Here is a 14712-nt window from a genome sequence, read left to right on the forward strand (position 1 = left end):
AAAAATTAACAATTACATCACTTTAATAAAGAAAATTAATTAATATTCAAAAAACACATTGGAGATAAACAAATTAGTTGTGTATTTTTGACAGATTGGGACTTTAATTTTAAAAGTCATAAAAAAAAACTTCAGCTAATGTATAAAAGCTTTTAATTCCAACCTTAGTTTTACTCTAGAATGTATGAAGAAAAAGTTGCTTATTCTTAATATTGATAATGATTATCTTAAAGTACTCATAGATACTGCTTCTACTTTTGGCGTATCTAAAACAGAAATCATTAGATATTGCCAAATCCCTTTATCTCTAATCACTGAGAATAACAATGAGCGCATAAGTTTTAACCAGTGGACTAATATTGTAATTCAACTTTTAGAACTATTGCCAAACAAAGGTATCGGCTATCAATTCGGTTTAAACTGCAAGCCAACTGTTCATGGTGCACTTGGATTCATGCTCATTACCAATAGCAATATTGGAAAAGTACTGGTTGATTTACAGAAGTACTACCATATGCGAATACATAAAATGGATATCTCCATTTTAAATAAAAACAACAAAATAATAATTCGAGTAAACCCGCTTTATCAACTTCCAGCACACTTAAATGAAAGCAAGAAAGAACAAATAAACAAATTCTTTTTAGAAAGTGCTCTAATTGACATTATTAACAACTTACAAATGATCACCAACTACAATTTAACAGGCGTTAGTATTCATGTGACATGGAATAAAGAAGACTATCATTCACTTTATGAAAAGCGCTTACCTGTCATCGAATTCAACCAAGACTATAATCAAATTAGTATTGACCTTAAATGTTTAGATTTACCCCTTATCTTTAACTCTCAGAATGCCTATGAACTTGCAATGGAGTTAGTAAACAAGGAATATTTGTTATACCAAGACCCCACCGATAAAATAATTTTAAACGTAAAACAACAACTTATATTTAAACCTGGTGAAGGGTTTCCAAGCTTAACCCATGTTGCCAATAAACTTAAAATATCGGAAAGAACATTAAAACGAGAGTTATCTCTTGCCAATACGACTTTTTCTGCGCTACTCCAATCTAAAAAGTTTGAACTCGCAAAAAAACTTATTAATTCCAATCGGAATATTCAGGAAATATCTGATTTACTCGGTTACAGTCATATCAGTGCATTTTCTAGAGCCTTTTTTGGCTGGACAGGGAAAAAACCAAGTGAGTACATAAGAGAGAGTAAAACTCCGATTAAAAGCTACAACCTAAAATAAATATTCATTTAGTAAAAACACATATTCATTAACAACTTAACCGTTCTAATTAGACATTATATTCATTTTCAACCAACCCTATTCTATTGTTTAAAAATATAAATATACTATACACAGTTACTTTCCCCTCAGTTGCCAACACCCTGTTTCAGGCAACTGAGGCTTTTTATTTTAAGAACTTAATCAATAACAACTTTAACCTCAAAAATAAACAGTATATGCAATTCAAACAAAAACCATTCCTTTATTAAATAAAACAAGCTACATTATAAAAACAGTTTCCCCCTCAGTTGCCAGTATCCTATTTCCGGTAACTGAGGCTTTTTATTTTAGATCTTATTCATTTAACTTTCCCTCAATATCTATTATATATTAATAGAGGGAAAATACTTTCTTCTAAGCGCTAAAGACACGCTCACCAAAGCAATCAACACGGGTACTTCAACCAATGGTCCAATCACCGTGGTAAATGCCACTGGCGATGCCAAACCAAAAGTAGCAATCGCGACGGCCATGGCTAACTCAAAATTATTCCCTGCCGCAGTAAACGAAATTGCTGTGGTTTTAGCATAATCGTTGCCTATCCATTTGCTCATAAAAAAGCTGATAAAGAACATCACCACAAAATAAATTGTGAGTGGGATAGCAATACGAATCACATCTAAAGGTAGACTCAGCACATCACCACCTTTAAGGCTAAACATCGCAATGATGGTAAACAGTAAAGCCAGCAAACTTAAAGGGCTGATCTTTGGTAAAAAGACACTTTGATACCAATCCAAACCTCTAGTTTTTACCAAGATGAAACGAGTCAGAAAACCAAGTAAAAATGGAATGCCTAGATAAACCAATACTGCATGGGTAATTGTCCAGAAATCGACATCAATCACCTGCCCTGCAATACCAAAATACGGTGGCAAATAAGTAAGGAACAGCCATGCATAACTACTAAAGAATAAAATCTGGAAGATACTATTAAAGGCCACTAATGCTGCGACATATTGGTTATCGCCACACGCCAAATCATTCCACACCAATACCATCGCGATGCAACGGGCTAAGCCGATGAGAATTAAACCCGTCATATATTCAGGATAACTCTGCAGAAAAATAATGGCCAATCCAAACATCAGAACAGGAGCAATAACCCAGTTCTGTAGCAAAGACAAAGTTAAGGTTTTTTTGTCTTTAAACACTTGTGGCAGCGTTGCATAGTCCACTTTTGCCAAAGGTGGATACATCATCAAGATCAGACCGATTGCAATTGGGATGTTGACTGAATCAACAGTCATTTGATCTAAAGCAATAGAGGCGTGCGGAAAAAAGGAACTAATCGCAATGCCCACTGCCATGGCAATAAAAATCCATAGTGTTAGATTACGATCTAAAAAGGAAAGTGTTTTCATGGCGTTTTAATCACAGCAGCTTTTTGACACTAAGCTTTGTAAGCTTGGAAAGATCGGTGCAGTTTGCGTATTTAAAACAGTTAGGATTTCATAACACCATGAGGGTAATTTTTTCGCGATGCTGTAATACACCCATTGCCCCTGACGACGATCTTGCAACAATCCTGAAGCACGTAATAGTGCCAAATGACGAGAAATTTTAGGTTGGCTCAGTTGTAATTTTTCAGTCAAATCACAGACACACAACTCTTGGTGTGCGTTGACTAATAGCACGATATTTAGTCTTGTTTCATCAGATAGACTCTTAAAAAAAGTGACTGCTTCCATTATTCATTCCCCTTTAAATCGTTAATGTCACAACCTGTATTTATTGAATACGTTGACCGTTTTGATCTATCACTTGCTCCCCATCTTCTTTGCTAAAGGCTCCTTTCTGAGCAAAAGGCAGAATATCGAGTACAAGTTCTGATGGTCGACAAAGACGTGTTCCTAAGGTCGTCACAACAAAAGGACGGTTAATCAGGATTGGATGTTTAAGCATGAAATGAATAAGTTGTTCATCTGACCAATCTTCGCGCTCTAATTGCAAATCATGGTAAGGATCAACATTACTGCGAATAGCCTCTCTCACCGTTAAATTGGCATCCTGAATCAGTTGGATTAACACATCATACGTTGGTGGACTAACAAGATATTCGATGACGGTTGGCTCAATACCTGTATTGCGAATTAGAGCCAGTGTATTGCGTGAAGTGCCACAAGCAGGATTATGGTAAATCGTGATGTCAGCCATGAACTTATGATCTGGTAAATTGGATAAACTCAATATATATATTTATCCATATATATGCAAACTCATATATTAAACCTAAATAACAACCCTTTAAAATATATTATTAAAATTAGATAGATATGATTTTATGAATTCTTAATTATTGTGAGTCTGAGACTACTTTTGTATTCCAAACTGATCGAAGTACTGACTAAAATGAGCTAAATCGTTCTAACTCATCCATCAATTGCTTCTTTAATTCATCATCATAAAGTTTGAATTTTAGCGTCTGGGTATAATTGTCAACAAAGATGAGACGACTAAATTCACTATTGACCAGACCTTTAGCGGCTAAGAATGCCTGATAGGCTGAAAGTAACACATTCAAACGATGATTCAATGGTTTTTGCTCTCGTATGGTGAGCACTTTATTCTGCATATAAACAACTCCTCGATTTTCTAAGTCCCGCCCCCTTTGTTGAACATCAGATAAAGCTCTATGGATAAGTATGTATCGATTTTTGTTGTTGCTATTTTTATTATATAAATCACGATAATGTTTTTAGATGACACTTTTATGACAGCTCGAACTTTCAGCAAAAACCAATGAACATCAGCTAGATAAGTTTCCCCTTATAGACTATGCTGCTTAAGCCACTTAAAAGCGATATCTAACAATGAACGATACATGTCTTTTAACAGAATTAGATCTCATCATTAATTATTATGTGACGAGAAATGGCTACCGACCGACTCGAATTATTTTAGGTTATAAGACCTATGGCGCACTCATACAAGATCAACGTTTTGCAGATGAAGTGCTCAACTCGGCCCTTGATCCCAATAAGCGTAAATATAAAAAACTAAAAATTAAAGTGACCAAGGATGATCATCAATTAGAGCTCGAATAATATAAACAGCTCATGTCCAGTATCTGCCTCCTATCTAAGCATAGAAATTCCGAATCAAATAGTAGAGAATTGATGGCTCTAAATGTCTTAAATGAAGTCACGACATGATTATAAAAGCGTCTCAGGATGACCATCTTACTTTACTCAATATATGGGAAAAATCAGTCAGAGCGACTCATGATTTTTTACCTGAAACGATGATTGCTGAATTAAAACCGTTAATTTTGAATGAATACTTTCATCATGTTCAGCTGAATAAATATGTGATTGATCAACAGATTGTAGGATTTCTGGGTACCAGTGACGACAATATTGAAATGTTGTTTATTCTGCCTGAGTGCAGAAGATCAGGGATTGGTCAGGCATTGCTCGATTTTGCAGTAAAACAGCTTCAGATTTATAAAGTCGATGTGAATGAGCAAAATCTGCAAGCGGTTAACTTCTATCAGAAAATGGGATTCCATACCGTGAGTCGTTCCGAACTCGATGGTCAAGGCAATCCCTATCCTATTTTGCATCTACAAATTTCAGTTTGAGCGAGAATCCATTAAGCTGAATCTTGCTCAAAAATAAATACTTGCTCAATGCTGAGACCAAATGCATGTGCGATTTTAAATGCTAATGACAAACTGGGATCATAACGACCCTTTTCTATCGCATTAATAGTTTGCCTCGACACGCTCACATAATCGCCCAAGTCGCTCTGTGACCAGCCTTTGTCTTTTCTTAAATCGGGTAACTTATTCTTCATCTATACTTCCAAGTACCAACCGCTGTGGCAATAGACCAAAGCATTGCCATAATAGGCCACACCAGAAACATTGTCAGTTTTGGAAATCCAACGTTTTCTAGAAAACCATAACTAAAAGTAATCAAAGAAGTTCCCACAAAGCTAATCGCCAAAGCCTGCAATTGTATCTTTTGCTGCAACTCATCAAAACGTTTGAATTGTTTAATAATGATCAATGCAATCATCAGTGCAGGCAATATTGGCAGTAATGAAACAACAATTTTAAGCCATTGTATCTCAATAAAATTCAATGTCTTTAATGATCCCACTAAAACCCCGATATACAGTGCAATTGCTGCAATCAGCTCAAATAAATTCCGATAGTTTTTCATAACCCACCATGTAAAGTAAACTTTACATAAATATATAAGTTCAACCCCAAAATGTAAAGCTTACTTTACATTTTTTTCATTCTTAAATAGAAAGCTGGTTATCTTGTGCTAGCCGAATTGATCATTTTGAAAGACAAGTTAAGCAAATGAGTCACTGAGCTAATTTATTTTTTCTTCTAATATGCGGCTACTGAATAGTAACCTTCGAGCTTTAGGTTCACATGACTCAATCGCCAAAAGTTAAACGCAGTTTTCTCAAAACACAAACCGCGCAAAAAATGCTGAATAGCCCTGCAAGCCATCAAGCACGCAAAATCTTCTCAAATGCACGAGATCGTATTTTACGTGGGCAGCAACTCGCTCTCTCAGGCAAAACACCTTTTGATATTGTGTATCAACGTGAAATCATTAGCCTGCGTCACTACACATCTGCGACCGATAACACCACAAAACATCGTATTCCGTTGGTTATCGTGCCACCGTTGGCAGCGAACATGCTCATTTACGATTTATTCCCAAATCGCAGCTTAGTCCGTTATTTTCTAGCTCAAGGTTTTGATGTTTATCTGATTGACTGGGGTACACCGAGTCTACGCCAAGCCAAATATAATCTTGGGACATATGTTAAAACCTTTATGCCTGACTTTATCGAAAAGATTCGTGAGCATAGTGGTCAACAACAACTGTCACTGTTTGGCTGGAGCTTAGGTGGAGCGTTATCACTTTGCTATACTGCTTTATCACAAGATAAGAATATTCAGAACCTGATGATCTTAGCCTCACCGATTAACACGCATAAATCAGGCTACATGGGCAAGTTTTATCAACGTCTCACGGTTCCTGCCCAATGGATTCGTAGTAATACCAAATTCCGTATTCACCAAGTACCAAGCCGTGTGTTTCATATTCATGGCTGGCAAAATACCTTGGGGTTTAAACTCACCGATCCGATTGGGAACTTTAAAAACTATTGGGAGTTATTAAAGAACCTCGATGACCGTCAATTTGTGATTAACCATGCCACCTCAAGCTCTTTTGTAGACAATATGCTGGCTTACCCTGGTGGTGTGATGCGCGATATTATTTTGCGTTTCTGGATTGATAATGAGTTATCGACTGGCTCTGTCCAATTCGGTGAACAAACTGCCAATTTAAAAGACATTGATTGTTCAGTACTGGCAATTGGCGGCAGCAGCGACATTATCGTCACTGCTGAAGCAGTACGCCCCTTAATGGATTTAATCAGCAGCAGCGATAAGCAGTTTGAAATTGTGCCGGGCGGACATATGGGCCTCGTCTCAGGCAGCCAAGCACCGCAATTGGTCTGGCCTGTGGTCACACAATGGTTAGCACCGCGTTCTGACTAAGTTTTGCTACGCTGAAAGAAACAAAAAAGGCTGCCATGATAAGCAGCCTTTTTAGCATCAGCCGACCTTTGATCAATTATGCAAAATGTTGATAGCGATGTAACACTAGACCTTCTACATTGACAGGTGTTCCTAATAAATAGCCCTGTAGCTGATTGCAGCCTAGGCTGGTCAGGATATCCGCCTGTTGTTGGGTCTCTACCCCTTCAGCAGTAACCACTAGACCTAATTTTGCAGCCAAATGAATAATACTTTCTAGAATGGCTTCTTCTTTAGAATTTGGTTTTAGATCGATCAAGAACCCACGATCAATTTTCAGTTCATCAACAGGTAAATCTTTTAAATATAAGAAACTTGAATAGCCTGTACCAAAGTCATCAATAGCAATGCGAATACCAAGCTTACGCAAACGCTCCAAGGTACGAATACTGGAGTCTATATGATGCATAGCCGTGGATTCAGTAATTTCAAGAATGAGATGATGTGGTTGGATTTGGTATTGTTCTAATAATTGTTCTAATACACTAAAGAGTTTTTTATTTTCAAATTGGAGTGCGGATAGGTTAACAGCAATTGGATAAAACGGACTATTACTTCGTTCCCATTTCTGGATTTGCTGACAGGCTTGTTCCAGTGCCCAATACCCCATTGGAATGATCAAACCGGTTTTTTCAGCCCCTTCAATAAACATTTGCGGGGTCAGCAATCCCAGTGTTGGATGCTTCCATCGAATTAAGGCTTCGACACCACAGACCTCATAATTGCATGTAAACTTAGGCTGATAAAACAGTACAAACTGTTGCTCATCGACGGCTTTGTACAAGTCATTGATCAGTTTAGACTGGCTACGCACATCTTGCTGATCGGACATCGAATGGAACATGGTATAGGTATTACGCCCCTGATCTTTTGAAATCAGCATGGCAACATCGGCATTAATCAGCAAATCTTGAACATTGGTGCCATGTTCAGGATACATGGCAATTCCGACACTGGCGGAAATATTGATATCTTTTGCAGCAATCAAATAGGTTTCTTGAATGTAGTGCAGAATATCTTCTGACAGCTGCATCGCTTCATTAAGATCTGTATCTTCCGAAATTAAAACAAACTCATCACCACCAATACGAAACAGCTTATGATTATCACCTAGCTTGTTGTATAAACGGTTTGCCATCTGGATCAGGAGTTGATCGCCAATATGATGACCAAAAGCATCATTCACCGATTTAAAACGGTCTAAGTCAATATATAAAAATGCCGCTTTCTGGCCATTCAAACGATGATGATTAAACACCACTTCAGCATGTTCAGTCAGGTATAAACGATTCGGTAGTTTTGTGAGTGCATCATGTAACGACTGTGTAGCAAGCTCTTTGTTGATGAGTGTAAGTTGCTCATTACGTTCTTCTAATCGTGCTTCGAGCACGGCAACCGCAAAACCAGCAACTAAAACCAGACTCGTAATAAAGATAATCGTGAATAATAAGACACTTTGCTCTGTCTGCTCGGAGGTCAGAATCTGCGCTATGGTTTCATCAAAATAAGTCGCAGCCATCCCTGTATAGTGCATGCCAACAATACTTAGCGCCATTAACACAGCAACGATGGCTTTAAGCAAGGTCCGGTATCTGAGAGCGGTTTTATATTTAAAAATGAAAAAGAAACTTAGACCAGAACCACTAATTGCAATCAATACAGAACACAACACCAGTAAAGGGTCATAGTGCATCGCATGATTTTCAATGCTCAATGCTGCCATACCAGTATAGTGCATACCTGATATGCCCAGTCCCATAAATACGGCACCGAGGATTAAACGTGGTATCGGTAAAGTCGGTCTTGAGGTCAGCCAAACAGCAAAAATAGAAGCTGCTGCACCAATCAGATAAGAAAGTACGGTTAAATTAACATCAAAGTGATAGCCTTCTGGCAGATGGCTAGCCAGCATTCCCACAAAGTGCATTGACCATATCGCTAACCCCAAGATTAGCCCACTCGCAATCAAAATGCTTTTTTCAAACTTTTTATAAGCACCTTTAAAAACGAGTTCTTCCATCGAAACTGCAGCGTAACATGTCGCGACTGCAACCAAAATGGAAACGATGACCAATGTGCTATCGTAATCAACGTGAACCATAAAGGACTTCCATGATTATTCAGTACTTTTTTTTATATGATGAGCAAATTGCCCGAAATCCGAACGACGTTTCACACCCAAAGAAGCCATGAATTTTGTATTCATAAACTTTCCTTAACAATAACATCATCTAGCATAAGGTCAAGTCTTTTTCACTTTATAAATCAATAGAATAAAAGCACATTTTCATTTCAAACCAATGAAAAGTCTTGTTTTTTTATTACATTTTTTTTACCGAAAGACTGATTTTATTTTGCTAAATCATTTTAATTTTTAAGTTATTTCAATTTGTTTGTTTTTAATCGTGCAGATACCCCAAAGCATGCAACAATTTTTAGTTTAAATTCTAACCGTTACCCCCTCAACAATATGATTAAAACACAACCAATATAAGCTTATTTTTTCATCTACATTGTTATAACTGTGTTATTACAACTCATAAATAAGAGCTTGAGTATGAGACTTCAGCTTCCGAATTATTGTAATACTGAAAAATCAACCTCAATAAACTATGGAGTTAATGTTCTTTCTTTCGAGAGACCACATCTCATCATTTCGATCAGTTCTATAGACTGATATCTTCATAGATCTAACCAATTCAAATAACATTTCAAGCTTATTGATCTTGATTGGATTCAAGTTCTGAGTTTCATTTTCTTGTAAGCGCTTTAACTCTTTGTAAGAATTTAGGCCAAGAGTTACATCTATGAATGCTTCTTTCGGTATTTTAATACTATATATTGGTCTAGTAGGAAGTTGTATCTGATTCCAGATTTGCCCATCTATCTCTAACTCTTTTCTAGAAGAATAATGATATCCGATATTTACAGAAGAGATATTTTTTACAATCCGAACCTCTTCTTCATAAGCCCACTCTTGCATTTTATAAAGTAGAGCATGCTTCAACAGCTCTTCATTGATTTCCCAATTTAATAAGTTAGAGTCACCTACAGATACTAAATTATCAATATTAGCTTTATTAATGTCTTTAGGACTGGTCCTTAAATATCTAATTTCACCTTTCTGTGCAGGAATTATATATTGCCCAGTGTTTTCAAAGCCTGCTTTTTCTGTATCAATTCCAATTACAACACCTTTATAGCTGTCACCATAATGAGACCACATTAATGGATTTAGAGCTGTTCTAGTTAAACACAAAATAATATATTTTCTTGAGAATCTATTTTTAAATGCATTTGTAGCAACACTTAAAGGTACATCCAATCCATACAATCCTAGTCCAGTACACTCAAAGGGATCATTAAAATCTTCAAGATGTGAGAATGCTAAAGTTTGTTCTTCTAATATTCTTATTGCATCATCAAAACGTACATATTTATATAGAATCATTATTCTTAGCCAATAAAAAACCCTGCTTACACAGGGTTTTATAGCATATAAATCAGTTGAAGAAAGAATTAATTCTTTTCTTTATCAACAATCTTGTTCGCTTGAATCCAAGGCATCATCGCACGTAACTTATTACCAGTTACTTCAATGCCATGCGCAGCGTTTTGACGACGACGAGCAGTCATTGATGGATAGTTCAACGCACCTTCTTGGATGAACATCTTCGCATATTCACCAGACTGGATACGTTTCAATGCATTACGCATTGCTTCACGAGACTGTTCGTTGATTACTTCAGTACCAGTCACATATTCACCGTACTCAGCATTGTTAGAAACTGAGTAGTTCATGTCAGCGATACCGCCTTCGAACATCAAGTCAACGATTAACTTAAGTTCATGTAAGCATTCGAAGTAAGCCATTTCTGGTGCATAACCAGCTTCAACCAAAGTCTCGAAGCCCATTTTAACCAATTCAACCGCACCACCACAAAGAACTGCTTGCTCACCGAATAAGTCAGTTTCAGTTTCTTCACGGAAAGAAGTCTCGATGATACCTGTACGACCACCGCCTACGCCTGAAGCATAAGAAAGTGCAACGTTACGTGCATTACCAGAAGCATCTTGATGGATCGCGATTAAGTCAGGAACACCTGAACCACGTTGGTATTCAGAACGTACAGTGTGACCAGGTGCTTTAGGTGCAACCATGATTACGTCTAAGTCTTTACGTGGAACAACTTGGTTATAAAGAATAGAGAAACCATGAGCAAATGCTAAAGTTGCACCTTCTTTGATGTTTGGTTCAATCACGTCACGATAAAGTTGAGATTGGAATTCATCTGGAGTCAAAATCATGACTAAGTCAGCTTGAGCAACAGCAGCTGGAACTTCAGAAACTTTAAGGCCCGAGTTTTCAGCTTTTTTCCAAGAAGTAGAACCAGCACGTAAACCAACAGTTACGTCTACGCCAGAGTCTTTCAAGTTAAGTGCATGTGCATGGCCTTGTGAACCATAACCAATGATTGCAACTTTCTTGCCTTGGATGATTGATAAGTCACAGTCTTTATCGTAAAAAATTTGCATCTGTTTTCTCCATGAAAACTTTAAAATATGTTGGGTATTTACCCCTCACCCTAACCCTCTCCCCAAGGAGAGGGAACTCCTTCTCCCTCTGGGAGAAGGTTGGGATGAGGGTTTTTAAAAACTTAAATTGTTAAAACTTTTTCGCCACGCGCGATGCCTGAAACACCAGAGCGTACAACTTCAAGAATGGTATTTTCAGCGAGTGCATCAATAAAACCATCAATCTTTTCAGTGGTACCCGCGATCTGAATGGTATAAGTCGTCGGTGTTACATCAACGATTTGCGCACGGAAGATATCAGCTGTACGTTTGATTTCCGCACGTGCTGCACCCAATGCTTTGACTTTGATCAACATCAATTCACGTTCGATGTGTGAACCTTCCGACAAATCAACCACTTTTACAACTTCAACCAATTTATTCAGTTGCTTGGTGATCTGCTCAATTTTGTGATCATCGCCATATGTCGTTAAGGTTAAACGAGATAAGGTTTCGTCTTCGGTTGGCGCAACATTGAGTGTCTCAATGTTGTAATTGCGTTGAGAAAACAATCCCACCAAACGAGAAAGCGCACCAGCTTCGTTTTCAACGAGTACAGAAATAATATGTCTCATTATGTACGCTCCCCTTTGCCTAACCACATATCCTTCATAGACTGACCAGCGATCAGCATTGGATATACATGTTCTGTACGATCTACCATGACATTAATGAATACACATTTATCATTAATTGCCATCGCTTCAGCTAATTTAGCGTCTAGCTCGTCAGCATGATCAATCTGAATACCAACGTGACCATATGCTTCCATTAACTTGGCAAAGTCTGGTAATGAATCTACATAAGAACTTGAATGACGCCCTTCGTAGTTCATATCTTGCCATTGCTTTACCATGCCTAAGGCTTGGTTATTTAAGCAAAGAATCTTCACATTCAAGCCGTATTGCTTACATGTTGATAATTCTTGGATACACATCTGAATCGATGCTTCACCTGTAATACAAACCACTTGCTGATCTGGGAATGCAAGTTTCGCAGCCATGGCATACGGTAAACCAACACCCATGGTGCCTAAGCCGCCAGAGTTGATCCACTGACGTGGACGTTTGTATTTGTAATAGTTCGCACCAAACATCTGATGCTGACCAACGTCTGAAGTAATGATGGCTTCACCATTGGTCACACGATCTAATGCCTCAACCACTTGCTGAGGTTTCATTACACCATTTTGACCTGCTTCATAACGTAAGCCGTGTACTTTGCGCCACTCATTAATCTGAGACCACCATGCTGCAATTGCTTCAGGGTTTGGCTTAGATACATTCATTTGTTTAAGTTGCGCTAACATTTCTTGAAGTACTGGCTCTACCGCACCCACGATCGGGATGTGCGCCATAATCGTTTTCGAAATGGTTGCTGGATCAACATCAATATGAATCACTTTGGCATTGAGACAGAATTTTGCCGGGTTATTGGTTACACGGTCATCGAAACGCGCACCAATTGCCAAAATCACATCTGCATTGTGCATTGCCATGTTGGCTTCATAAGTACCATGCATCCCTAACATCCCCACGAATTGTGGATCGTTACCAGGGAAAGCACCTAAGCCCATCAAGGTATTTGTTACTGGATAACCCAATAAATGCGCAAGTTCAGTCAATAAGCCAGATGCATTACCTTGAACAACACCGCCACCCGTATAAATCATTGGACGTTTAGCAGTAATCAACTCATCAATCGCTTTGCGAATTTGACCTGAGTGACCACGTGAAGGTGGTTGATATGAACGCATCTTCACTTTTTCTGGGTATTCGTAGGCAAACTTTTCTGCAGGGTTAGTCGCATCTTTCGGAATATCAACAACCACTGGACCCGGACGGCCAGACGAAGCGATATAAAATGCTTTCTTAATAATTGCAGGAATTTCGCTAGCGTGACGCACTTGGAAACTATGTTTTACGATTGGACGAGAAATACCAACCATATCTGTTTCTTGGAACGCATCTTCTCCAATAAGATGGCTTGCAACCTGACCAGACAAAATCACCATTGGGATTGAGTCCATGTAGGCTGTTGCGATTGGAGTGACGGTATTGGTTGCGCCCGGTCCAGAAGTGACCAGTACCACACCTGTCTTACCTGTTACGCGTGAGTATGCGTCTGCCATATGACCGGCAGCTTGCTCATGACGAACGAGGTAATGGTTGATTTTGTCTTGTTGAAATAGCGCATCATAAATATGTAATACAGCGCCGCCTGGATACCCAAAAACATGCTCTACGCCTTCGTCCGCAAGCGCACGAACGAGCATTTCACCACCAGATAAAAGTTCCAACGTGATTCACCCTAGTATTTTGCACAATTTATGGGAGACATAAATTGTGTTCATTCATTAACTTTTGCACTTCTTATAAGTGTGCGTATTCTACTCGTTTTTGCTGCAATAGGAAAAATTTTCTGAGACTCATCAGCCGTATAAACTTGATGACATCTCGAATCAAAATGTGCTGGGATAAGCATATTTCAAAAAATCATTCTCTCGGCTAGAAAGAATGTCCATTGCAAGCCATGACATTTATTCGAAGGGTGATCAAATAAACACATATAAAACTTGAGAAAGCATTCTTGTTTCTTTCATAAGCAATGTCAAGAACAAAGAAAAGGATTTTAACGAATATTTTTTAGCTGCTGTTTTTTTAAACACATTTCACGAAATTATTTAGTCTTGTTAAACGCCCATTTATCAAAAAACTATTTTCTTTTTAATGAAAACTAGGCATTGTAAACTGCTTATTTAGACACTTTGATCGAATATATTCAGCATTCATTTGGGGATATCAAATATGAAGTTATCTTATTTAAAAACAAGCTTATACACAATTACGACAACAACATTGCTACTCTGCTCTAGCCAGAACTACGCCCAGCAATATTACAAATGGGTCGATGCCAAGGGTTCAACCCATTACACCACCACCCCGCCACCTAAAGGCGCAAAGCGTTTGGACAAAGTTTCGACCTATGGCAATAGCCATCAAACTGCCAATCCAACAACTCAACAAGGCCAACCAGCAACTCCTGTAGCCGCACCCAATGCACCACAACAGGCTCCTCAGGCAATACCTGCGACACCACCAACGAATACGGTTAAACCACAAAGCCCGACAACTCCCACTGTGTCATCTGAGCGCTAAGCAGCCAGTTGCTCCTGCGAGGTCATCTTCAACACGACGACCTTGCAGATAAAATCCCGATCTAAAAACTGACATTTACTACAATTTTGCGCTATGCTGTGCAG

16 protein-coding genes are annotated in these 14712 nt (G+C 38.3%); 5 read left to right on the forward strand and 11 right to left on the reverse strand.

Annotated elements, in window-relative coordinates; all coding sequences use genetic code 11:
* Positions 1–184: 184 nt before the first annotated feature.
* On the forward strand, positions 185–1258 hold the full coding sequence (locus tag F3J02_RS17275) for an AraC family transcriptional regulator (RefSeq protein ID WP_167251263.1): 1074 nt from the start codon (positions 185–187) through the stop codon (positions 1256–1258).
* Between the two features lie 365 nt (positions 1259–1623).
* On the opposite strand, the gene arsB is transcribed toward F3J02_RS17275, so the two are convergent.
* The 4 genes from arsB to F3J02_RS17295 form a co-directional block, all read right to left on the reverse strand.
* Positions 1624–2664, reverse strand: coding sequence for an ACR3 family arsenite efflux transporter (arsB, locus tag F3J02_RS17280; protein WP_167251265.1), 1041 nt, complete (start codon positions 2662–2664; stop codon positions 1624–1626).
* Positions 2665–2670: 6 nt separating this feature from the next.
* Positions 2671–2991 (reverse strand): metalloregulator ArsR/SmtB family transcription factor, encoded by a 321-nt coding sequence (locus F3J02_RS17285; protein WP_167251267.1) that lies wholly within the window; start codon positions 2989–2991, stop codon positions 2671–2673.
* A 40-nt stretch (positions 2992–3031) separates the two neighbouring features.
* A complete protein-coding gene (arsC, locus tag F3J02_RS17290; RefSeq protein WP_167251354.1) occupies positions 3032–3457 on the reverse strand; it encodes an arsenate reductase (glutaredoxin) in 426 nt (141 codons plus the stop codon).
* Positions 3458–3647: 190 nt separating this feature from the next.
* Positions 3648–3875 (reverse strand): hypothetical protein, encoded by a 228-nt coding sequence (locus F3J02_RS17295; RefSeq protein ID WP_167251269.1) that lies wholly within the window; start codon positions 3873–3875, stop codon positions 3648–3650.
* A 238-nt stretch (positions 3876–4113) separates the two neighbouring features.
* On the opposite strand from F3J02_RS17295, the gene F3J02_RS18470 reads away from it, so the two are divergent.
* Both F3J02_RS18470 and F3J02_RS17305 read left to right on the forward strand, forming a co-directional pair.
* Positions 4114–4347, forward strand: a complete 234-nt coding sequence (locus F3J02_RS18470) for a hypothetical protein (protein WP_171526169.1) — start codon at positions 4114–4116, stop codon at positions 4345–4347.
* 104 nt (positions 4348–4451) lie between these two features.
* Positions 4452–4883, forward strand: coding sequence for a GNAT family N-acetyltransferase (locus F3J02_RS17305; RefSeq protein ID WP_167251271.1), 432 nt, complete (start codon positions 4452–4454; stop codon positions 4881–4883).
* A gap of 11 nt (positions 4884–4894) precedes the next feature.
* Here the strand turns inward: F3J02_RS17305 and F3J02_RS17310 are convergent, their stop codons facing one another.
* Positions 4895–5098 carry a helix-turn-helix transcriptional regulator gene (locus F3J02_RS17310; RefSeq protein ID WP_167251273.1) on the reverse strand — a complete coding sequence of 68 codons (204 nt, stop codon included), beginning with the start codon at positions 5096–5098 and terminating at the stop codon, positions 4895–4897.
* Positions 5095–5469, reverse strand: coding sequence for a hypothetical protein (locus F3J02_RS17315; RefSeq protein WP_167251275.1), 375 nt, complete (start codon positions 5467–5469; stop codon positions 5095–5097). The genes F3J02_RS17310 and F3J02_RS17315 overlap by 4 nt, the downstream gene beginning before the upstream one ends.
* Before the next feature lie 221 nt (positions 5470–5690).
* Here F3J02_RS17315 and F3J02_RS17320 point away from each other — a divergent pair, with 221 nt between their 5' ends.
* Entirely contained in the window at positions 5691–6836 is a 1146-nt protein-coding gene (locus F3J02_RS17320) for an alpha/beta fold hydrolase (protein ID WP_167251277.1), read from the forward strand.
* Between the two features lie 76 nt (positions 6837–6912).
* Here the strand turns inward: F3J02_RS17320 and F3J02_RS17325 are convergent, their stop codons facing one another.
* The 5 genes from F3J02_RS17325 to F3J02_RS17345 form a co-directional block, all read right to left on the reverse strand.
* A complete protein-coding gene (locus F3J02_RS17325; protein WP_167251279.1) occupies positions 6913–8976 on the reverse strand; it encodes a putative bifunctional diguanylate cyclase/phosphodiesterase in 2064 nt (687 codons plus the stop codon).
* Between the two features lie 501 nt (positions 8977–9477).
* On the reverse strand, positions 9478–10326 hold the full coding sequence (locus tag F3J02_RS17330; protein ID WP_167251281.1) for a DUF2971 domain-containing protein: 849 nt from the start codon (positions 10324–10326) through the stop codon (positions 9478–9480).
* Positions 10327–10394: 68 nt separating this feature from the next.
* Positions 10395–11411 carry a ketol-acid reductoisomerase gene (gene ilvC, locus F3J02_RS17335; protein ID WP_004655853.1) on the reverse strand — a complete coding sequence of 339 codons (1017 nt, stop codon included), beginning with the start codon at positions 11409–11411 and terminating at the stop codon, positions 10395–10397.
* 122 nt (positions 11412–11533) lie between these two features.
* The gene (gene ilvN, locus F3J02_RS17340; protein WP_167251283.1) at positions 11534–12025 is read right to left on the reverse strand and encodes an acetolactate synthase small subunit; all 492 of its coding nucleotides are present in this window, start codon (positions 12023–12025) and stop codon (positions 11534–11536) included.
* Positions 12025–13749, reverse strand: coding sequence for an acetolactate synthase 3 large subunit (locus F3J02_RS17345; RefSeq protein WP_005146854.1), 1725 nt, complete (start codon positions 13747–13749; stop codon positions 12025–12027). Before F3J02_RS17345 ends, ilvN begins: the two co-directional genes overlap by 1 nt.
* A 508-nt stretch (positions 13750–14257) precedes the next feature.
* Between F3J02_RS17345 and F3J02_RS17350 the strand changes: the two genes are divergently transcribed.
* Positions 14258–14608, forward strand: a complete 351-nt coding sequence (locus tag F3J02_RS17350) for a DUF4124 domain-containing protein (protein WP_167251285.1) — start codon at positions 14258–14260, stop codon at positions 14606–14608.
* Positions 14609–14712 lie beyond the last annotated feature (104 nt).

The sequence above is a fragment of the Acinetobacter sp. Tr-809 genome (genome assembly GCF_011753255.1).
Classification (GTDB): Bacteria; Pseudomonadota; Gammaproteobacteria; order Pseudomonadales; family Moraxellaceae; genus Acinetobacter.